The organism is Bradyrhizobium sp. (genome assembly GCF_019244115.1).
In the GTDB taxonomy this organism is placed as follows: domain Bacteria; phylum Pseudomonadota; class Alphaproteobacteria; order Rhizobiales; family Xanthobacteraceae; genus Bradyrhizobium.
Genome location: NZ_JAFATE010000469.1, coordinates 1 through 17,228, shown reverse-complemented (window position 1 = coordinate 17,228; position 17,228 = coordinate 1). Strand labels below are relative to the sequence as shown.

Below are 17,228 nucleotides of genomic sequence, written 5' to 3'. Positions count from 1 at the left end.
TAGTCGACCCGACTGGGCGGATCTGCTTTATCCCGTGTTTGCTTTACCGTTGCGGCTGTACAGCGCGACCTTGCCGCTGCGGATTTCGGCGACCATCCGGAAGCCGTCGAACTTGTCCTCGAAGATCCAGCCGGGATCCTCGAACGGCGCATCCCTGAGCGTTGCAAGCATGGGCTGAAGCCGTTTGGGGACGGTCGACGTTCGGCTCATTTGGAAGCTGGCCGTGACTTCAAATGAACTTCATCGCTTCGGTCGGCGTGTTGGCGCCATGACGGTGCTGGACGGACTTCCCGATCCCGACGCAGGCCAAGCATGCCTCCGAAGAGCCGCTGGGCTCGCGTCCCCACCGAAACGAATCCTTTCGAAAGTTTTGCGGACCATGGGATCGTAAGCACTTTCGGCTTCACGATCGTAATAGGCGCTCTACGACGAGGAGGCTGAATGCACAGCAGACGACGATCATGACCGTGCCGGTGATCCAACGGCCTTTGCCGGCCACTGCCACCGCCGCGAGCAGAGCGGCTCCGCCGTCGCCGCCGGCAGCGCGAGCAGAAACAGGGACGGGTAGGGTCCGAGCCTTTCGATCGACCGTCTCAAGCTCATTGGGAAGCGGCTCCTCCAGCGTAGAACGACGGGTGACCTTCCTTGTTCCGGTCACGGAACATCTCCCGCCTGACCCCGTTTTTTATGGGCGCGGGGCAAGGAGGAGAGGACGCGAATGCAAGCACCTATCGATCTTGGTAGAACGAGTAAGCGTGGAGCTTGGAGGAGGAGGTGGCTGCGTGGCGCAGCAAGCGCGCTCTTCGACCAAGGGCGACGATTGGCAGCGTCCGCGTGGTGCGCATACCCAAGCGTGCCGCCTCGCCGTCGGACAGGTCGACGGGCCATATGCTCCGGGCGACGGCGCGCTAGGACAAAGGCCGGACGGATCCCGACTTCGCATGAGCGGTACAGCGAAAGCCTCATCGAAGAAAGTGCACCCTGCGACCTCCGGCACGCCGGCTGACCGCCCGGTTGAGCAAAAGCCTCTCCCTCTTGGTTCGGAAGCGCGCATGAACGCCAGGGTGGTCCTGGCGCTTGTGCTCGTCGCACTTGGCCTGTGGACGGCCGCAAGCTTCCTGCCAGCACTCATCTGGGCGACGATCCTGGCTGTCACTTTGTGGCCGCTTTATCTGATTTTCGCCAAGCGCTTCTTGGGCGGCCCGTCGGGAGCCGCGGCTTTCGCTTTCACGGTCCTCGTCGCTCTCATCCTCATCACCCCGATCTCGCTTGCCGTCTACGAAGTCGCCCAGCAAAGCGACCTATTGGGGGACTGGCTGAAGAGAGCCCGAGAGGACGGGATCGACGTACCGGACTGGGTCGCCCGGCTGCCGATCGCCGCCGAAGCATGGAGCAATGGTGGCGAGCCAACCTCTCGGATCCGAAGGCGGCCACGGCTTGGCTGAAGACCGTCAATGCCGACAATGTATCCGATCTCTTCCGCACATTCGGAGGCCAGCTTCTTCACCGTCTGTTCCTTCTGTTTTTCTCCCTGTTGACGCTCTTTGCTCTGCTCCGCAGTGGCCACGCCGTGGCCAGGCGCTTTCTCGAAACCTGCGACCGACTTTTCGGCGATGCGGGAGAAGGCTTGGTCGAAAAGATGATCGACGCGACGCGTGCAACCGTGAACGGGACGGTGCTGGTCGCTTTGGGCGAAGGAGCCGTGATCGGAATCGGCTATTTCGTCGCCGGTGTGCCAAGGGCGCTGACCTTCGTGATCTTCACGACGGCATTCGCAATGATTCCGTTTGGCGCCTGGCTGGCTTTCACGGTCGCGGCGATCGTGACGATATCCGGCGGAACCAGCGGCGTCGCGGGGATGTGCGTATTCCTATGGGGCACGGTCGTCATGCTCGCCGGCGATCATTTCGTCTGGCCGACCTTGGTAAGCGGCTCCGCCAGGCTGCCCTTCCTGCTGGCATTTGTCGGCATCTTCGGTGGGCTGGCTGCGTTCGGACTTATGGGTCTCTTCGTGGGGCCAGTCATCATGGCGGCGCTGCTGGCGATCTGGCGCGAGTGGATATTTCTATCCGCGCCGCAGGCATGAGGCAGCCCAGGAGGGGACGAGTAGACCTCCGAAAGCTGCGCCGGCTTGCTGAATGGCAAATGCTCCGCGTGCCCGGCGGCGCTTCGGTCGAACGGCGCTTCAGACGGGGGCTCCTCTGATCAGATTTTCGCATGAAAGAGAGACGCGATCCATTTGGTTGGAACCGGGTCCGTAGAGCCAAGTTCGTCCTCCTGCGCTGCCCGTAAGATGGAGGTTGATTTGCCACACGCCGCGATCTTCGACCTGGACGGGACGCTGCTGGATTCCGTGGATCTGCACGCGATCGCGTGGCACGAAGCCATGGTGAAGTTCGGCCACGACGTCAGCTTCGAACAGGCCCGAAGCCAAATCGGAAAGGGCGGTGACAAGCTCATTCCCGTCTTTTTGTCCCAGGAGGCCCAGCGCGACCACGGTCAGGAGCTTGACGCTTGGCGGAGCGAACACTTCAAAGCAAAGTATTTGCCGCTGATCCGACCCTTCTCCGCGGTGCCCGACCTGCTGAAGCGGTCGCGCGACGCCGGCCTCCGGATCGCGATCGCATCGTCGGCCAAGAAGGACGAACTGGAAAATTATCTCGACATCGCCAGCATCACCAAGCTTGTTGACGCGACAACCTCGTCCGACGACGTCGAGGAATCAAAGCCGGAGCCAGACATCTTCGAGGTCGTCCTGAAAAAGCTCAAGGTCGACGGAGAGGACGCAGTGGCCATCGGCGACTCGCCATATGATGCAGAAGCGGCGGGCAAGGCGACGGTTCGAACCATAGGAGTGCTCTGCGGCGGCTTCACCGAGAAAGAGCTCCGGGCAGCCGGATGCATTGACGTGTATCCCGGCCCGGCTGCACTCTTTGCCTGTTTCCTCGAAACCCTACTCGCCAAATAGTTTCGCGCAACCGAGACGCCCAGAAGCCGGTCACTCAGCGTGGACGCCGGCTATTCCTACGGCGGCTGTCCATTGGAGGCGGAGACGACGCCGTACGGGCTGCCCGGACCCCGTTCCTACGGGGCGCCTATATTTCCGGCAGCGACGCAAACGGCCGTGAAGGGAGCCGCACGTCGATTGCATCAGCAATCGCAACCCGACCGCTTGTCCGGACTACAGCCATGACACCACATCGAAACCTGGGACGGCGGGGCTCTTGCACAAGCATGTTGCGCTTGAGCCCGGGCCTGAATCTGTCGATCAAAACGCAGGGCGTTCTCAGCCCGGTGAGCTCGACGGAGGCCTGCTCCCCGAGCTTGAGGATCGTGCCGAGGGGCAGGGCTTCGAGATCGAGACTTGCCGTCATTATGTTTTCGCCAAGATCACCCGATCGCAACTCGTAACAATCTACGCGCAGCACGTCCAATAGCTCTGAAGGGATCAGATGCACCTGACGCAGATTAGGCATCTTGGGCTGGCGCCGGGCCAGATATCGATGACGGACGAAGGATCCTGCGTGGACGTCTCCTTCGGCTCCGAGGCCCTCTAATAGGACGAGGCTTTCGCGAGCTAACTTGCTGAAGCGGTGGCGAGGTGCACTGGCAAGCCCGACAACGCGGCGGGTCACAGGCGTCGGGATTTCACCGGGTAGCTTGGGCTCATCATGAAGCCGCTAGGCCGCGCGTGTCGCTCGCTCGGCCTGTCATGCGCCGGAACCGGAGGCCGCAATTCCGTGCGACCTCCCTCGCTTCTCATTTGCGGTTTTTGTCCAACGCTTGCGCCATCTCGAGGTGATGTTGCAAGGCGGGAAGTGTCTTACCCGCACAATCCTTTAATTTTGGATCATCACCGCCCTTCGCATAGCGCTCGAAGAGCGAGACGGCATCCTTGTGCGCGCTCACCTGCATCGGATCGTACTGGCCGGCGAAATCGTCAGCCTTAGCATCGCGCAGCTTGTCGAGCTTCTTTTGCGAGCTGTCGTCCAATGCGGTTGGCAAGGCTGATTTCTTGTCGGACGGCACGAGGCTGTTCAGCTCGTTGCTGGTCTTGGTATGATCTGTGATCATCTGTTGAGCGAACTGCTTTTCGTCGGCGTTGCCCGTTTGCTCGGCGATTTTGGCGGCGTCGATTTCCAGCATATCGCTGGTCGCCGCCTCCTTGATGAAGTCCTCGGTCTTAGGCGCGATGCCAAGGGCCGAATTGACACCGGTCTGCTCGCCGACAGACTGGGCGAAGGCGGTCGAGCTTAGGGCGGTGGCAAGCAAGGCCGATAAGATGAACTTTCGCATCATCGCCCCCTCAAGCCGCTTCGGCGTTGACGGCGCTAACGGCCAGCTTCGAGAGCGCATCGTCGGTTTTCTTTTCTTCAGCAAGCGTTTCGTCGAGAAGCTTCACGGCGTCCTTGTGCCCGAGCTTGCCGGCCCATGTTTTCAGCGTGCCATAACGGGAGATCTCGTAATGCTCGACAGCCTGGGCAGCGGCCAACAGGCCGGCATCAAGCGCTGGCGTGTCGGCATACTCGTCCATGATTTCCTTGCCTTCGTCGAGGATGCCCTCGATGGCCTCGCACTTCTTGCCGCGGGCTGGCTTGCCGAGCAGCTCGAAGATCTTCTCCAGCCGTTCGATCTGGCCTTCCGTCTCGTCGTGATGTTTCTCAAACGCAGCTCGTAACTGATCGGAGTTGGCCGCTTTGGCCATTTTCGGAAGCGATTTGTAAATCTGCTTCTCGGCGTAATAGATGTCTTTCAAAGTGTCGACAAATAGCTCGCTGAGATCTTTCTCGGCCATGGTGCGCTCCAGGGAACGAATGTGGTGAATAATCCAGCCGCATAACACGGGCGCATCATCAATGTTCCTGAGCCCCCCGCGCTATGGACCAATCGGAGCGCAAATGCCGCACCAGGGACCGCCCGAAAGCCTCTCGGTTGATTCGGACTCTTACCCGAGGAGGAAGCACATGGATTGGAATCGTGTCGAAGGTAACTGGAAGCAGGTGAAGGGCAAGGTCAAGGAGCAGTGGGGCAGGCTGGATGACGATCTCGATGTCATCAACGGCAAGCAGGATCAGCTCGAAGGCCGGCTGCAACAGCGCTACGGCTATGCGAAAGATCAGGCGACAAAGGAAGTGAACGACTGGTATGGCCGGCAGAAATGGTAGTGGCGTTGCCTTCTGAATAGGAAAAACCCCCGCTTAGCGAGCGGGTTTTTTTTGTTTGTCTATGTACCAGAGTGAACAGCAAAGAGCAGGGTGCTCGTGCGCAGATCCCGTTCATGCTCCTAGTGATGCAGCAGCATGATCAGGATGATCAGGGGGATCGGGTTCCGAGCAGCCAAAGAAGGATAGGCATTGTGGTTCTCCGTTTTCAGGTTCGCTTAGCGAGACCGCGCCAAGGTTTCGCGCATGTTTAGTCTGCCCCACGTTCCGTCTCGCACACCGCCGCCTTCCCGCGCGGCCGCAGCCGCTGCGAAGGCACCGATGAAGAGGGACAGCGTTAGCCAAAATGGCCGTATGCATCGCGGCCTTGCGCGCCTTGTCGAGATCTGCTTTCGCTTGCGTTATGACATCGTTAACGCGCTTTTCCGCATCGGCCTGGCTTAAGCCGGTGCGCGCCGCGACGGTTTTCACCAGATAGTCGCGATCCGCCCCGCTCACGTCGTTGTTCGCATGAAAGCTGGTTGTCAAAAGACGCGCGATTTCGCCGCGGGTATCGGCGAGTGATTGCTGATCGGCTCGATTGTCCGAGCGCAAGAGCACGTCTGCGTAATTATTCATAGGCGAGGATTGCGCTGAGCTTGCTGCCGCCTGTACCGCGCCTCCAGTGGCACTTCCGAGCAGCGAACTTGCCGGTGATGCGAGCAGCACCTCACCCACGATCGAGGCGACCGCCCAAGCGAGACATCCATGGGCCGTGTCACGGAATTGGACTTCGGCTGTTCCGAGGCCGACTGATTTCCGCCGCAGGCGGCCGGCGAGATATCGCATCGCAAAGCGCCGAGAAAAGTCAGTGTTCGCCAGTGGCCGTGCGGGGCAAAACCTCGCACCCGCTCGCCCCTCGGCCCCCATCCGCGCAGCGGGGCCATGTTGGTTTTGATCCAGGTCTCGTCGATGAAAACCAGGCGCTGGGGATCCAAGCTGGCCTGCCATGACCGCCAGCGTCGTCGCCGACGCGCAACGTCAGCGCGGGCTTATTCGAGGGCGAACAGCGTTTTTTTTGAATCGCAATCCTTCGCGCCGCAGGAACGTCCAGACCGCATTATGCGAGACCTTAACCCCGCGCGCAGCGAGTTCGTCCTTCAGCTTGTGAAGTGTCAGATGAGGCGTCTGGCGGATCCGTTGTTTGATGAAAGCGCGATGTGGTTCCAGCACCGGCTTGCGGTGTCCGCCCATTTGGCCCGGGGCCACCGAGCCGGTCGCCCGATAGCGCTGCGACCACTTCACCACCGAGGACACCGCAACACCAAACCGCGCCGCCACCATACGGCAGCTTTCGCCAGCTGCCACCGCCGCCACCACTCGCTCTCGAAGATCATTGGAAAGAGGTCGGCTCATCTGATGCTGGCCCCCAGCCCAGCCAGCATCTTGAATCACAAACAGCCCCTCAGGGGAATCCCTCCCGATTCAGCCTAGCCATGAATTGCTCTAGTCGGGCTTGCGAACCCAAGAGCGGCGCGCTTCACTCAGGCGCACAAGGTTGCTGCCGGGAGGCTGCTTGGCTTCGGCAATCAGCCGCGCGACGGTACGGCTCAGCTCTGAAAGATCGAAGGGCTTGCGCAGGACAGGAAAATCCGTGTGGCTGCCCGCGGGGCTGAACCCGGTTGCCAGAAGGACGGGAAGTCCGGGCTTGCGCGCGCGGATCGCGTTAGCCAGCGCCGCCCCATCCATGCCGCCCGGCATCACAATATCGCTCACCACGAGATCGAAATCCTTATGCTCCAGCACCTCCAGCGCGGCCGGGGCGCCGGACACCGCGTAGGTCTCATAGCCAAGCTGTTCGAGCATCGAGACGCATACCGACAGCACTTCGGGATTGTCCTCGACGACCAGCAGTGTTCCGCCGGCCGAGCGCTCTTCCTGGCGTTCGTCCGCTACGGCGTGCGGCATCTCCTCCGATCGGGGCAGATAGATTGTGACCGTCGTCCCGCGTCCCACCTGGCTTTCGATATGCACTGTGCCGCCCGACTGATGCGCAAAGCCGTGCACCTGGGAAAGACCGAGGCCGCTTCCCTTGCCGACCTCCTTGGTCGTGAAAAACGGATCAAAAATCTTGGGTAGCACGTCGGGGGCGATGCCGGACCCGGTATCCGTAACGCGGACCGCAACGAACGCGCCCGCCATCCTGGCGTCAGTCTCTGCCCCGGTGAGGGTGACATTGTCTGCGGCAATAAGGAGCGCACCCCCGGCCGGCATCGCATCCCGCGCGTTCAGCGTGACGTTGACCAGCGCCAGCTCCAGCTCGCTTTGGTCGACATTGACCGGCCAAAGGTCGGGAGCAATCGCGAAATTCAATCGCACCGCAGAACCGGCCGAGCTCTCAAGCATCGTGCGGCAGGCGCTGACACTTTCCGAAATCTGGAAAATCTTCGGATTGAGCGTCTGCCGGCGGGAGAAAGTGAGAAGCTGACGCGTCAGCGCCGCTCCGCGCTCCGCCGCGTAGGAAATCGCGTTAGCTGCGCGCGACAGCTTGGTGTCGTCGGCCACAGCCTTTTGAAGCGTACGAATATGGCCACTAACGACCATCAGAAGATTATTGAAATCATGCGCTACGCCGCCGGTGAGTTGTCCTAAGGCATCCATCCGCTGGGCATGCGCACGCTGCCGTTGCGCTTCCTGCAACTCGAGTTGCGCGTTACGGCGGTCGCTGATGTCGCGGGTGATTTTGGCGAAGCCGACCAGCTCGCCGACCTCGTCATGGATGGGATCAATGACCACATTCGCCCAAAACACCGATCCGTCCTTGCGCAGGCGCCAGCCTTCGGCCTCGAAGCGGCCTTCCCGTGAGGCCGTATAAAGCGCGCGCGCTGGCGCTCCCGCCGCGCGGTCGGCCTCGGTATAAAACCGCGAGAAATGGTGGCCGATGATTTCGTCGGCGATATAGCCTTTGATCCGTTGCGCGCCGGCATTCCAGCTAGCAACGTTTCCGTTCGGATCCAGCATGAAGATCGCGTAGTCCGTCACGCCGGTGATGAGAAGGCGGAATTGACGCTCGCTTTCGCGCAAGGCTTCCAGCGCAACGCGGCGCTCGGTGATATCGCGCGTCACCTTGGCAAAACCGACGAGGTTTCCTGTGTCGCTGCGGATGGCGTCAACCACGACTGAGGCCCAGAAGCGGCTGCCATCCTTACGCACGCGCCATCCCTCGGCCTCGTAGCGGCCCTCGCGCGCGGCCGTCTCCAGCACGTGAACCGGCAAGCCCGACGCCCGGTCTTCCTTGGTATAGAATTTCGAGAAATGCTGGCCGATGATCTCATCGGCGGAATAGCCCTTGAGGCGCTCGGCGCCCTTATTCCAGTTGGTGATCATCCCGCTGGGGTCCAGCATGTAGATCGCGTAGTCGATCACGCCTTCGATCAGAATCCGGAACCGCCGCTCGGATTCCAGAATAGCGTGCTGCGCCTGCACACGCTCGGTGATATCCCGCGTGACCTTGGCAAAACCGACCAAGGCACCCTGATCGTCGCGCACCGGCTGGCAGATCGCATTGGCGCAAAAGCGGCTGCCATCCTTGCGAACCCGCCAGCCTTCCGCCTCGTGACGGCCATGGGTGCGGGCCTGCTCGAGAATTTTTTCCGGCAGGCCGTTGGCGCGATCCTCCGGGGTGAAGAATCTTGAAAAATGCTGGCCGATGATCTCGACGGCCTGATAGCCCTTGACCCGCTCGGCACCGGCGTTCCAGGTCGTGATGAACCCGTCGGGATCGAGCATGTAAATGGCGTAGTCGGCAACGGCATCGAGCAGCAGTTCGAGCCGCCTGGTTTCCATTGAAGAGCCTTGCGGGGCTGATATATGCATTGACGCCGCCCTGTCGCGCGCACCCGTCCGGCGTTTTCCGATTGAAACCGCCAATACCGGTTTTACAATAAATGTATGGCCATGAACATCCGTTCCGATCTTCACCACGCCGACCTTCCTCTCGGGCATCTCGCGGCGACCGCCCGTTACCGCTTTGTTCCGGACGAGGGCCCCGGTGACCCCGCGCGCCCACCGCCGCGATCCGGCCTGTCGACCGTGGGCCGCGAGGATCTGCCCTATAAGGTGGAACTCTGGGACGAGAGTCGCACAAGCGTGGAACAGGTACTGGCGGTCACCGCCAATGGGAGCATCGGATACGCCGCTTACTATGCCGCAACGCGGGAATTCCCTGACCGTTATGTTACCTTTCGTCACAAGAACAGGATCGTTTCCCGCTCCAACCCTCCGCGGCATTGAAAAAGCCCGCGGCACGGTCCGCTCAAACAATGAGGCAGAGCAAGGACAAAACATTAAAGGGTGAGGGGGCTGCCGCGCCAAAGGAAGAGCTCCCTTTTCGCGTGGAGCTGTGGCACGACGGCGGCCATGATGCCGTCGAACGCATCCTTGGCCGTGCCGCCAACGCCCAGCTCGCCCGCGCGATCTTCAAGGCGGCGCAGGGTGACCATCCGCAGCGCCGTATCACCTTGCGCCGCGACAACCGCATCATCGCGGATTCCCAAAAGTAAGCCGATCACGCCGGCGTCCTCGTGAACTCCTGGCATTTGAAGGGTGCGTACGCCGGGAACGAGGGCTGACTTGCCCCTGCAGGTAGTCCGGCTCGAATTGGGCGATGCGCTTTAGCTCCTCGAATCCAGGAGCGTCACTGTCCGATTTTCCCATCTGATCAGGCGCCGTTGCCGCAACTCCTGCAGGGTCCTGTTGACGTGCACGACCGAGATGCCCGATGCGTTGATCCTGTTGGGTAAGCGGCAGGTGGAAAATGTCATCCTTGACAGGGCCGACGGCCTCCTTGCGGGATGCCATTTTCAGGTGCGCGATGGAAGACAGTGCATCGAGCGCGGCGAGGTCTGCAGTGCCATTCGCGCAGCATTGTCGCTTCGGTGATCGTCTCGCGCCAGAAGACGCTCGCCAGCTTCGGGATGCAGCGACGACGCTTTTCAGATCCGAATGGGAGATTAGGCCGACAGGCGCGAGGAGCCTAGAGGCCCCCGCGTAGTGTATCCGCGAGCCTTTAGAGAAGGACAAGATCCGAAAGCATCGCTGTCGTCGGCGAATGCTTGATCGGACGCTGCGCGACGCAGCCGGCTAGGAGAATAGGCGACGATCGCGGAAATCGTTCGCCCACTGCGTGACCGGCGGCCGCAGCTAGCTATTTTTTGTGTTGGTATCGCAGCGACACAAGAAAGAATTTGCTTGCCGCCGCCCGCGTTCGAGGGATTGGTTCAGCCCGAACATCTTCATCCCATGCAGGTCGCCTTCGTCAAACATGACGGTTATCAGTGCCGGCTCATCGCAAAATTACCCGAACGCAGGTTAGGCGCCGTGGTAGTCGCTCAGGTCGCTCCCCGGCGCGGTCGCTCGCACGGCTCGGGAGGTCGCTCACGAGCCATACCGGTGGCGCCGGGGAGGGCGCGCAGGCACCTGCCGCTGTTCGACGCCGGCTAGACCAAGTGGATCAGGAGCGCGCTGACGAAGCCGATGACGAGCACGGCGACGGTCGTCACGACGACCAGATCGACCGTCCAAGGGTGCTCGCCTTCGCCGACAAGGTCGAGGTGACCAGACTGATTTTCGTCTCGAAATGTCCGAAGGTGCATGGCAGGGCCTTCCTCTGTGCCGGCAGCTCCGGGCGTCGCCTACGCAGCCGGTGACGGTCGGCCGGGTAAACTTTCAGAACGAACTTTTGTTCTAAACTAATCCAAGTCGGGCGGCAGGGTGGCCACTACGCGGCCGATGCACGGGCGGCGGTCGGGAACTGGCCACGTTCGAGGGTTGCGTAACCGGACCGCCTTCGTATGAGCCGCCGGACCCGCCGCTCACGCCGCTGAAGCCCGCTCCAGTCCCGGCTGCGGATCCCGTCGTGCCGCTGGCACCGGCTGCAGATCCTGTGCTTCCACTCGTGCCACTAGCGCCGCCCATGCCCGTGCCACTTGCGCCGCTGCTTGCGCCGGTGCCACCGCCGCCAGCTGCGCCTCCACTCCCTCCGCCAGCACCGCTTTGAGCGAGCGCGACGGTTGAACCGAGAGCAAAGAACATTGCCAAAGTGATCGTCGTCATCTTCCTCATTGCCGTATCCTTCCGCTGAAGTTGTGCTTCAATTTCGGGGATTGTTTCGATGCTCGATCCGTTCCTATCGCGCTGGCTCTTTTGGTGTTTGGTACAGGACGGCCGAACCACATCGAGAAGATCAACTGGCCGTTCGTGTCCGAGTTCAGGGGCAGCCCGGCCGAATACGGCGCCAGCCTTAAGCTCGCAATCGAGCGCGGCTGGGCTCTGGATGAACGAGAGCGGCACGGACGTGAAACTCACCGATGTCGGCGGGGCGCTGTTCGCCTGATGTGGCCGACCTCGAATCCGCCTCTCCGCTCCGTCAACCGTTCCTCATTGCGGCGTCGATAGCGGCAGACAGATGCGAGATCTGAAAAGGCTTCTGCAGCAGCGTTCGGCCGGACAAACCAGGCGGCAGGCCGTATTCGTTATGGGCGCTAGCGAAGATAATCGGAAGTCCACGCTGATCGATCACGTCGGCGATCGGCTCTGCCGTGTGCTTGCCGAGGTTTATGTCCAGAATGGCAAGATCGAAATCGATACTTCGAGCAAGGTGCAGCCCCTCGCCGATCGTCCCGGCCTCGGCCACGACCCCGTGCCCGAGCTCTAAAACCATGTCGGCCAGAAGCATGCGGATAAAGACTTCGTCTTCGACCAGGAAAATCGAACTCATGTACGCGCCCAACTACCCTGCCGTCGCTAGTAAGCGTCAACAACGTACAAAGGTTCCCCTCGACCCGGTACCCAGCAGGTTAGCCGAGAGGTGAGCATCTCCGTACGGACCGGCCGCATGCGAGCCGCAGCCGGCGCGCAGTGAATGTACGAGCGTGTACTTATGCGGGTGGGATTCCGGAACTCCCTCGGCGCGCGACTATCAGGTGTCCACAGGCAAGCCCACCACATAATGTCCTCCTCGTCGATGATGAACCTCTCGTTTTGTGCCTCACGGCCGAGATGTTGGAAGATCTCGGTTGCCATGTTGTGACGGCCCAGAACGGGTGCGAAGCTTTGGACGTCCTTCGGCGATCCACGTACATCCGGATATTGCTGACGGACGTCAACATGCCGAGGATAGACGGCTACGAACTGGCGCGGAAGGCGCTCGACGTTCGGCGAGATCTGAAAATCCTTCTGCTATCCAGTCGTGAGCCCGACGTTCGCGGATTTCCGCTGATCCGCAAACCTTTTCTTGAAGAGGACCCCCGACGCGTGATGCAGGAGACGACAGGCGTGTGTTGACCGTGGCGCCACTTGCGACCCCGATCGAGTGCTCGCCAAGTGAGGCTGAAAGGAGTTCCCAGTGAGCGCGGCAGGTCGACGCCAGAAGAGCGCAGGCCAGGGATGCCGAACGCCGGCGGGGTGCTGAGCAAGCAATTCAAGAGCATCGACTAGCGCAGAAGGCGCGTCACAAGAACTTGGAAAGACTGAGAGCAGAGCGACTGGCCCGCAAGGCATCGCCCAAAAAGCAGCGGCCGCCTCAGCGGCTGCTTGGTTCTGACTCAGACAAAACGCCGCCTGAGGCGGCCAGATTGCTATTTCTTCTTTAACCCGTCCGCCGCATGGCGCAGGCCGTCCTTGACATCGCCTGCGGCATTGTGGGCCGAGCCCTTGGCCTTATCCATCTTGCCTTCAGCTTCCATGCCTTCGTCGCCAGTGAACTTGCCGGCGCCTTCCTTACTGGCACCCTTCGCCTTGTCAGCAGCACCTTTCACATGTTCGCGATCCATAGCCGGACTCCTCGCTTGTTAATACGATCATAACGGCGGGCCTGCTCGACCGTTCCCGAAAACTCCGGCGTCTTACTTTGCGAGTCGACTATCGACCTTCTTCCGACTGTTGCCGACCTGTTTGATCGCCTTCTTCACCGCCGCCTTTGAGCGGTCCGTCTTTTTCGCCTCATATCGGACTTCATAGTCCTGCCCGCCGGCCACGCGCCTGCGGTCCTGGCTGCGGCCGCGGCTGGTCTTCTTCTTGGGTTTGGCCATATGGCTCCTCCGCTTGCAGAAGCAACGCCGTACGGAACACCGATGTTCCGCGTCGGAGCGGCGCGCTCAACCGGTGGATCGCCTGTCAAATGCGACCCGCGCAGGTCGCCATCCTCGACCCCATAGCCGCTCAGCTGGCTTCATTTTCTGTCGAAATTTTAGTCTCCTATGATGGTAGCAAACTCGGTCTTGACAAGTTTGGATTGTATGATCCTGTACGCAACCTCGCAATCTTAAATGGGCAGCTGCTCAATGAGCGAGGTGCTGCCCGCGCTTCCAGAACACCGGCGTAGCCGCGCCGCTTGGCCGTATCAACGAACGACAAGCGGACATCGACCGGCCGGCAGACACGAGGGAGGGACGTCCAGGATCGGTCAGGCTCAGAAGATTGCCCGAACTGTTCACGCCGTGCCTTGGCCAGCATCAGCTTCAGCCGCTCGATCCAACCGGCCGACGGTCACCTCGCTCTTGGCCAGCGTCAACTGCTCGCGCTGCGCAAGAATCATCGCTTGTGCTGCGGCAAGGTCGGTGGGTAGCTGATCAAAGGGCGTCGTCACGAAGACGAATTAACCATATTCGTCGTGAAAAATCCCGCTCGATTTAACCGGAAGCCTGTGGACGCCAGGTTGCCTGCGGCATCCGCCAGTCGATACCGACAGCAGATAGGAGAGTTGCGCAACGCTAATCGTCACAACGCCGTCTGCCAGTGATGGCCACAAAAAGCGGCCGCGTTCCAGCCGCTTCGTGAACAGACACGCGCCTTGGGTGCTGATTCCGCTCGAAATCGCCCACGATTCCGAAATGAAATCGCCCACCATTCCGATTTGAAATCGCCCACCGTTCCGAGATGAAATCGCCCACCATTCCAGGATGAAATCGCCCGGGGTGAAGCAGCCTCTTCTGGCTCTGATAGGTCCCCTTCTTTCGGCTTTTGGAAGGAGTGGATCGGATGCCGAGGGGGAGCCTTGCGATGCGCCACGTGCGCGATGTGATGAGGCTGAAGGCAGCGGGGCTTTTGATCCGGGAGATCGGGCGGCGGGTCGGGGCGGTACCCTCGACGGTGCGGCAGACGATCCGCCGGTTCGAGGCGGCGGGACTAAACTGGCCGCTTGCGGACCACATTACGGACGCGGTTCTGGAGGAGCGGCTGTTTGCCGGCGCTGGCACCAAGCCAGGCCAGAGGCGGCGAGCGGAGCCCGACTGGGCGGCCATCGCATCATCTGGTGGCTGCAATCGCTGAAGCTGAAGCCGACGGCAGCAAGGCAGCCCCTTCGCGATCGTCGATCTTGTCCGCCGGCACGGTTCAGCACAAAGCTCAAGAAGAACCAGCGAGGGCAAGCAACGAGACCCGCAGCTTCTAAGGGAAGCGCCGATCGCAGTATGGCAAAACAACCATCTGATAATTATGCATTTTTCGGCACGTTTAGACGTTCAGATTGCGACTTGAAGCGAATGTCGGTATCGGTGGTTGCGAGCCCCCGCAACCATTGCCCCCTGCGACTCCTGGGTCGCAGCGGCTTCGGACAGTTTGAGGATCACAGCGAGCTGGCCGAAAATCTCAATTTCGGGCGGTTGATACCTGCTCCCAGGGTGGATCACGACTTTCTCGACAATCTCGCGGATGCCCCCAAAGGCAGCCTGGCGGCTTTCCTCGCCGGCATCCGACAGGGTCCGCTTGAGCGATCTGATCTTGGCGCTGTAGGCGTCCGCCGCGTTGGGATGGAACTCGACTGGATCGAGCCCGATGGTCGTGCGCTCCTGCTCGAGGCGGTCCTGCTCGGCTTCCAGGGCAGCGATCCTTCCACCGACCGCGCGGGCGGCGACGGCGCCGCTGGCGATGGCATCGACGAGGCGTGAGATCTCACCGGTGACATTGCCGAGCTTCTTGTCGATCGCCCGCAGCTGGGCGCCAGCCTTGCTGTTCAGCTCCCGAGCGATGCGGTGGTATTCGCGCACATATTCGGCGACCAGCTCCGGGTCAGCGAGGTGAGCTTCAATGCCCTTCAGGACGCGCTCTTCGACCCACTCGCGTGGCACGCTCTTGCTGTTATCGCACAGCCCGGTCTCACGGTGCCGGGAGCAAACGAGCCGCACGCCGCGCTTGTCGCTGCCCCCGCCAACATAACCCGATCCACACTTGCCGCATTTCAGGAGCCCTGAAAGGAGATGCACGGGCCGCGCTTTGTGAGGCGTGCCCGCGCGATCGCCGAGACGGGCCTGAACGCAGTCCCACGTTTTCTTATCGACGATCCGCAATTGCTCCGCGTCGGCCGTCATCCACTGATCGCGGGGATTTGGACGACTGACCCGCTTGCCCGTGTCGGGGTCCTTGATGAACCGCTGCCGGTTCCAGACGATGATGCCGTTGTAGAGTTCATTTTGCAAAACGCCGTTCCGGCGTACGCGGCTCCCGGCGATTGTCGAGGCGTTCCAATGCCTGCCGCGCGGGCCAGCAATCCTTTCCTGGTTCAGAGCGACGGCGATGTCGCGCGGAGTATTTCCGGCGAGGTAGCTGCGGAAAACGCGCCGGACGATCTCGGCCTCGACCTGGTCAATCTCGAGCACTCCGGGCCGGCCGAGCGCGGGCCGGTAGCCGTAGCTGCGGCCGCCATTGTGGCGCCCGTCGCGCACAACACCGGCCTGGCCGCGATGCGTCTTCTGCGCAAGGTCTTTCAGATAGAGCGCGCCGAGCAGTCCCTTCACGCCTATATGGATCTCGCCCGCGACGCCGTCTTGCACCGTCATGATTTTGATGCCGGCGAACGAGAGGCGCTTGTGGATGCCGGCCAAGTCTTCCTGGTCGCGCGAGATGCGATCGAGTGCTTCGGCTACCACGACCGAGAATTTGCGCGACTGCGCATCCCGCATCAGCCTCTGCCAGCCCATGCGGTTAACGGTCGACGCGCCCGATATCGCACGGTCCTCATAGGAGCCGGCGATGGTCAGGCCTTCACGCTCGCAAAGCGCGCGGCAGAGTGCGGTTTGATCCTCGATCGATCTGTCGGACTGCTTGTCGGAACTAAATCGAGCGTAAATTGCCGCCTTCATTTTGCCCCTCGCGATCGCACTGGCTCCGCCCATAGTCCTCCATTGCGGCGGCACGTGCAAGCAATCGGACAAAGGCCTTCAGCGCGTCCTTGGCAATGGCCTGCTCGTCGGAATTCGGTACGCGGCTGTCTGAAGCTCGGGCACTCGTCGGCGGCTGCGGTCGCCGTGACCTACCTGAGGCGCGCGACCGCGGAGACGTGATACGGAACTTCCGTGAGTTATCGCAAGCCATGAGATGAGGATCGGCCAGGACGCTCGGGCTGCGCAAGATCGCCCAAGTGTCGGTCGCAATAGGGCGCATCCGCGCGCACAATTTCGCACAAAATGGCCGGTCCGTTTACGGCTGTGCTTTCATGCACTTCGAATAGGCCGATCATGCGCACGAGGCCGGCGATAGCTCGATTTGACCGGACGGCTGGGCTGTTGCCGCTACCGCGGTCTTGGCGGCAGGCTGCGCCAATGCTACGGGCCTATCGCCGCGCGATGCAGTGACGTCTTAGAGCCTTCTCTGGAGGCGTCGGTTCGCCCCAATTTGGTGGGAGCAGGTGCGCCTTCCGTGACTTCATTATAAGCTGAGGCCCCTGTTCCTTCCCAACGTCCACTCGATGCCGCCGTCGTCGCGCTGCAGGCCGCTGATGTGCCGGCCGATGTGCCTCTCAAGCATTGGTAGCCATGGCACCAGCTGGAAGCCGAGCCCGTTGTCGATCATGGCGAAGCGTCCGCTGACGAGGCTGGCGACGCCAGCGAGGCTGCCACTGACATACTCGCCAGCGTTTGCTGGCATGTAGGTTAACCCGCGCTCTCTCGCCATCTGATGGCCGACACGCTCAACCTCCCGTCGCTCAAGAGTCGCCACCGTGTCCACGGGGACGCGAACGTGGCCATCCTTAGCGGTGGCCAGGCCCATCTCGACAAGTCGCCGAGCGCGACGGCTGATAGCTTTATTGAC

The 17,228-nt window shown here is 61.4% G+C and carries 21 protein-coding genes and 3 pseudogenes; 8 read left to right on the top strand and 16 right to left on the bottom strand.

What is annotated here, in order from left to right:
• Nucleotides 1-42: 42 nt before the first annotated feature.
• Nucleotides 43-210, bottom strand: a pseudogene (locus JOZ76_RS20720) (non-homologous end-joining DNA ligase); the annotation flags it as partial.
• 731 nt (nt 211-941) lie between these two features.
• On the opposite strand from JOZ76_RS20720, the gene JOZ76_RS20715 reads away from it, so the two are divergent.
• The 3 genes from JOZ76_RS20715 (at nt 942) to JOZ76_RS20705 (ending at nt 2,968) form a co-directional block, all read left to right on the top strand.
• On the top strand, nt 942-1,445 hold the full coding sequence (locus JOZ76_RS20715) for an AI-2E family transporter (protein WP_291701325.1): 504 nt from the start codon (nt 942-944) through the stop codon (nt 1,443-1,445).
• Complete coding sequence (locus JOZ76_RS20710; protein WP_291701323.1) at nt 1,388-2,086, top strand: AI-2E family transporter; 699 nt, start codon at nt 1,388-1,390, stop codon at nt 2,084-2,086. The genes JOZ76_RS20715 and JOZ76_RS20710 overlap by 58 nt, the downstream gene beginning before the upstream one ends.
• A 207-nt stretch (nt 2,087-2,293) precedes the next feature.
• Nucleotides 2,294-2,968 (top strand): HAD family hydrolase, encoded by a 675-nt coding sequence (locus JOZ76_RS20705; RefSeq protein ID WP_291701321.1) that lies wholly within the window; start codon nt 2,294-2,296, stop codon nt 2,966-2,968.
• A gap of 127 nt (nt 2,969-3,095) precedes the next feature.
• Here the strand turns inward: JOZ76_RS20705 and JOZ76_RS20700 are convergent, their stop codons facing one another.
• From JOZ76_RS20700 to JOZ76_RS20690, 3 genes are all read right to left on the bottom strand, one after another.
• Nucleotides 3,096-3,476 carry an MOSC domain-containing protein gene (locus tag JOZ76_RS20700; protein WP_291701319.1) on the bottom strand — a complete coding sequence of 127 codons (381 nt, stop codon included), beginning with the start codon at nt 3,474-3,476 and terminating at the stop codon, nt 3,096-3,098.
• Nucleotides 3,477-3,759: 283 nt separating this feature from the next.
• Nucleotides 3,760-4,296, bottom strand: coding sequence for a DUF4142 domain-containing protein (locus tag JOZ76_RS20695; protein WP_291701327.1), 537 nt, complete (start codon nt 4,294-4,296; stop codon nt 3,760-3,762).
• 10 nt (nt 4,297-4,306) lie between these two features.
• Nucleotides 4,307-4,795, bottom strand: a complete 489-nt coding sequence (locus JOZ76_RS20690; protein WP_291701318.1) for a YciE/YciF ferroxidase family protein — start codon at nt 4,793-4,795, stop codon at nt 4,307-4,309.
• A 169-nt stretch (nt 4,796-4,964) separates the two neighbouring features.
• Here JOZ76_RS20690 and JOZ76_RS20685 point away from each other — a divergent pair, with 169 nt between their 5' ends.
• Nucleotides 4,965-5,165 carry a CsbD family protein gene (locus JOZ76_RS20685; RefSeq protein ID WP_291701316.1) on the top strand — a complete coding sequence of 67 codons (201 nt, stop codon included), beginning with the start codon at nt 4,965-4,967 and terminating at the stop codon, nt 5,163-5,165.
• Nucleotides 5,166-5,276: 111 nt separating this feature from the next.
• Here JOZ76_RS20685 and JOZ76_RS20680 read toward each other — a convergent pair whose 3' ends face one another.
• The 3 genes and pseudogenes from JOZ76_RS20680 to JOZ76_RS20670 all read right to left on the bottom strand — a co-directional run bounded on the left by JOZ76_RS20680 (nt 5,277) and on the right by JOZ76_RS20670 (nt 8,987).
• Nucleotides 5,277-5,990, bottom strand: coding sequence for a hypothetical protein (locus JOZ76_RS20680; RefSeq protein WP_291701329.1), 714 nt, complete (start codon nt 5,988-5,990; stop codon nt 5,277-5,279).
• Nucleotides 5,966-6,557: pseudogene (locus JOZ76_RS20675) on the bottom strand (IS630 family transposase); the annotation flags it as partial. The pseudogene JOZ76_RS20675 and the gene JOZ76_RS20680, both read right to left, overlap by 25 nt.
• A gap of 90 nt (nt 6,558-6,647) precedes the next feature.
• Nucleotides 6,648-8,987, bottom strand: coding sequence for a PAS domain S-box protein (locus tag JOZ76_RS20670; protein ID WP_441300064.1), 2,340 nt, complete (start codon nt 8,985-8,987; stop codon nt 6,648-6,650).
• 111 nt (nt 8,988-9,098) lie between these two features.
• On the opposite strand from JOZ76_RS20670, the gene JOZ76_RS20665 reads away from it, so the two are divergent.
• On the top strand, nt 9,099-9,434 hold the full coding sequence (locus JOZ76_RS20665) for a hypothetical protein (RefSeq protein ID WP_291701311.1): 336 nt from the start codon (nt 9,099-9,101) through the stop codon (nt 9,432-9,434).
• A gap of 53 nt (nt 9,435-9,487) precedes the next feature.
• On the opposite strand, the gene JOZ76_RS20660 is transcribed toward JOZ76_RS20665, so the two are convergent.
• Nucleotides 9,488-9,712 carry a hypothetical protein gene (locus JOZ76_RS20660; RefSeq protein WP_291701309.1) on the bottom strand — a complete coding sequence of 75 codons (225 nt, stop codon included), beginning with the start codon at nt 9,710-9,712 and terminating at the stop codon, nt 9,488-9,490.
• Between the two features lie 697 nt (nt 9,713-10,409).
• Between JOZ76_RS20660 and JOZ76_RS20655 the strand changes: the two are divergent.
• A pseudogene (locus tag JOZ76_RS20655) lies at nt 10,410-10,481 on the top strand (aldehyde dehydrogenase iron-sulfur subunit); the annotation flags it as partial.
• A gap of 158 nt (nt 10,482-10,639) precedes the next feature.
• On the opposite strand, the gene JOZ76_RS20650 reads toward JOZ76_RS20655, so the two are convergent.
• Nucleotides 10,640-10,795, bottom strand: coding sequence for a hypothetical protein (locus JOZ76_RS20650; protein ID WP_291701307.1), 156 nt, complete (start codon nt 10,793-10,795; stop codon nt 10,640-10,642).
• Between the two features lie 773 nt (nt 10,796-11,568).
• The gene (locus tag JOZ76_RS20645; protein ID WP_291701306.1) at nt 11,569-11,919 is read right to left on the bottom strand and encodes a response regulator; all 351 of its coding nucleotides are present in this window, start codon (nt 11,917-11,919) and stop codon (nt 11,569-11,571) included.
• A gap of 140 nt (nt 11,920-12,059) precedes the next feature.
• Here JOZ76_RS20645 and JOZ76_RS20640 point away from each other — a divergent pair, with 140 nt between their 5' ends.
• The gene (locus tag JOZ76_RS20640; RefSeq protein WP_291701304.1) at nt 12,060-12,485 is read left to right on the top strand and encodes a response regulator; all 426 of its coding nucleotides are present in this window, start codon (nt 12,060-12,062) and stop codon (nt 12,483-12,485) included.
• 293 nt (nt 12,486-12,778) lie between these two features.
• Here the strand turns inward: JOZ76_RS20640 and JOZ76_RS20635 are convergent, their stop codons facing one another.
• The 4 genes from JOZ76_RS20635 to tnpB form a co-directional block, all read right to left on the bottom strand.
• Complete coding sequence (locus JOZ76_RS20635) at nt 12,779-12,973, bottom strand: CsbD family protein (protein ID WP_291701302.1); 195 nt, start codon at nt 12,971-12,973, stop codon at nt 12,779-12,781.
• 72 nt (nt 12,974-13,045) lie between these two features.
• Nucleotides 13,046-13,231: a DUF3606 domain-containing protein gene (locus JOZ76_RS20630; RefSeq protein WP_291701300.1), complete on the bottom strand. Its 186-nt coding sequence runs from the start codon at nt 13,229-13,231 to the stop codon at nt 13,046-13,048.
• Nucleotides 13,232-13,632: 401 nt separating this feature from the next.
• Complete coding sequence (locus JOZ76_RS20625; protein ID WP_291701298.1) at nt 13,633-13,788, bottom strand: hypothetical protein; 156 nt, start codon at nt 13,786-13,788, stop codon at nt 13,633-13,635.
• A gap of 9 nt (nt 13,789-13,797) precedes the next feature.
• Complete coding sequence (tnpB, locus tag JOZ76_RS20620) at nt 13,798-14,049, bottom strand: IS66 family insertion sequence element accessory protein TnpB (RefSeq protein ID WP_291701297.1); 252 nt, start codon at nt 14,047-14,049, stop codon at nt 13,798-13,800.
• A gap of 152 nt (nt 14,050-14,201) precedes the next feature.
• Between tnpB and JOZ76_RS20615 the strand changes: the two genes are divergently transcribed.
• Nucleotides 14,202-14,471 (top strand): helix-turn-helix domain-containing protein, encoded by a 270-nt coding sequence (locus JOZ76_RS20615; RefSeq protein WP_291701295.1) that lies wholly within the window; start codon nt 14,202-14,204, stop codon nt 14,469-14,471.
• 191 nt (nt 14,472-14,662) lie between these two features.
• Here the strand turns inward: JOZ76_RS20615 and JOZ76_RS20610 are convergent, their stop codons facing one another.
• Together JOZ76_RS20610 and JOZ76_RS20605 are read right to left on the bottom strand one after the other, a co-directional pair.
• Entirely contained in the window at nt 14,663-16,279 is a 1,617-nt protein-coding gene (locus tag JOZ76_RS20610) for a recombinase family protein (protein ID WP_291701293.1), read from the bottom strand.
• A 565-nt stretch (nt 16,280-16,844) separates the two neighbouring features.
• A partial coding sequence (locus JOZ76_RS20605; protein ID WP_291701291.1) for a DUF3363 domain-containing protein occupies nt 16,845-17,228 on the bottom strand: 384 nt, incomplete at its 5' end.

Coding starts and splice junctions, on each gene's coding strand:
- JOZ76_RS20665 (WP_291701311.1), top strand. CDS start 9,099: ATGAACATCCGTTCCGATCTTCACCACGCCGACCTTCCTCTCGGGCAT.
- JOZ76_RS20715 (WP_291701325.1), top strand. CDS start 942: ATGAGCGGTACAGCGAAAGCCTCATCGAAGAAAGTGCACCCTGCGACC.
- JOZ76_RS20690 (WP_291701318.1), bottom strand. CDS start 4,795: ATGGCCGAGAAAGATCTCAGCGAGCTATTTGTCGACACTTTGAAAGAC.
- JOZ76_RS20630 (WP_291701300.1), bottom strand. CDS start 13,231: ATGGCCAAACCCAAGAAGAAGACCAGCCGCGGCCGCAGCCAGGACCGC.
- JOZ76_RS20705 (WP_291701321.1), top strand. CDS start 2,294: ATGGAGGTTGATTTGCCACACGCCGCGATCTTCGACCTGGACGGGACG.
- JOZ76_RS20670 (WP_441300064.1), bottom strand. CDS start 8,987: ATGGAAACCAGGCGGCTCGAACTGCTGCTCGATGCCGTTGCCGACTAC.
- JOZ76_RS20610 (WP_291701293.1), bottom strand. CDS start 16,279: ATGAAGGCGGCAATTTACGCTCGATTTAGTTCCGACAAGCAGTCCGAC.
- JOZ76_RS20710 (WP_291701323.1), top strand. CDS start 1,388: ATGGAGCAATGGTGGCGAGCCAACCTCTCGGATCCGAAGGCGGCCACG.
- JOZ76_RS20615 (WP_291701295.1), top strand. CDS start 14,202: ATGCGCCACGTGCGCGATGTGATGAGGCTGAAGGCAGCGGGGCTTTTG.
- JOZ76_RS20695 (WP_291701327.1), bottom strand. CDS start 4,296: ATGCGAAAGTTCATCTTATCGGCCTTGCTTGCCACCGCCCTAAGCTCG.
- JOZ76_RS20650 (WP_291701307.1), bottom strand. CDS start 10,795: ATGCACCTTCGGACATTTCGAGACGAAAATCAGTCTGGTCACCTCGAC.
- JOZ76_RS20680 (WP_291701329.1), bottom strand. CDS start 5,990: ATGCGATATCTCGCCGGCCGCCTGCGGCGGAAATCAGTCGGCCTCGGA.
- JOZ76_RS20645 (WP_291701306.1), bottom strand. CDS start 11,919: ATGAGTTCGATTTTCCTGGTCGAAGACGAAGTCTTTATCCGCATGCTT.
- JOZ76_RS20685 (WP_291701316.1), top strand. CDS start 4,965: ATGGATTGGAATCGTGTCGAAGGTAACTGGAAGCAGGTGAAGGGCAAG.
- JOZ76_RS20700 (WP_291701319.1), bottom strand. CDS start 3,476: ATGCCTAATCTGCGTCAGGTGCATCTGATCCCTTCAGAGCTATTGGAC.
- tnpB (WP_291701297.1), bottom strand. CDS start 14,049: ATGGTGGGCGATTTCATTTCGGAATCGTGGGCGATTTCGAGCGGAATC.
- JOZ76_RS20635 (WP_291701302.1), bottom strand. CDS start 12,973: ATGGATCGCGAACATGTGAAAGGTGCTGCTGACAAGGCGAAGGGTGCC.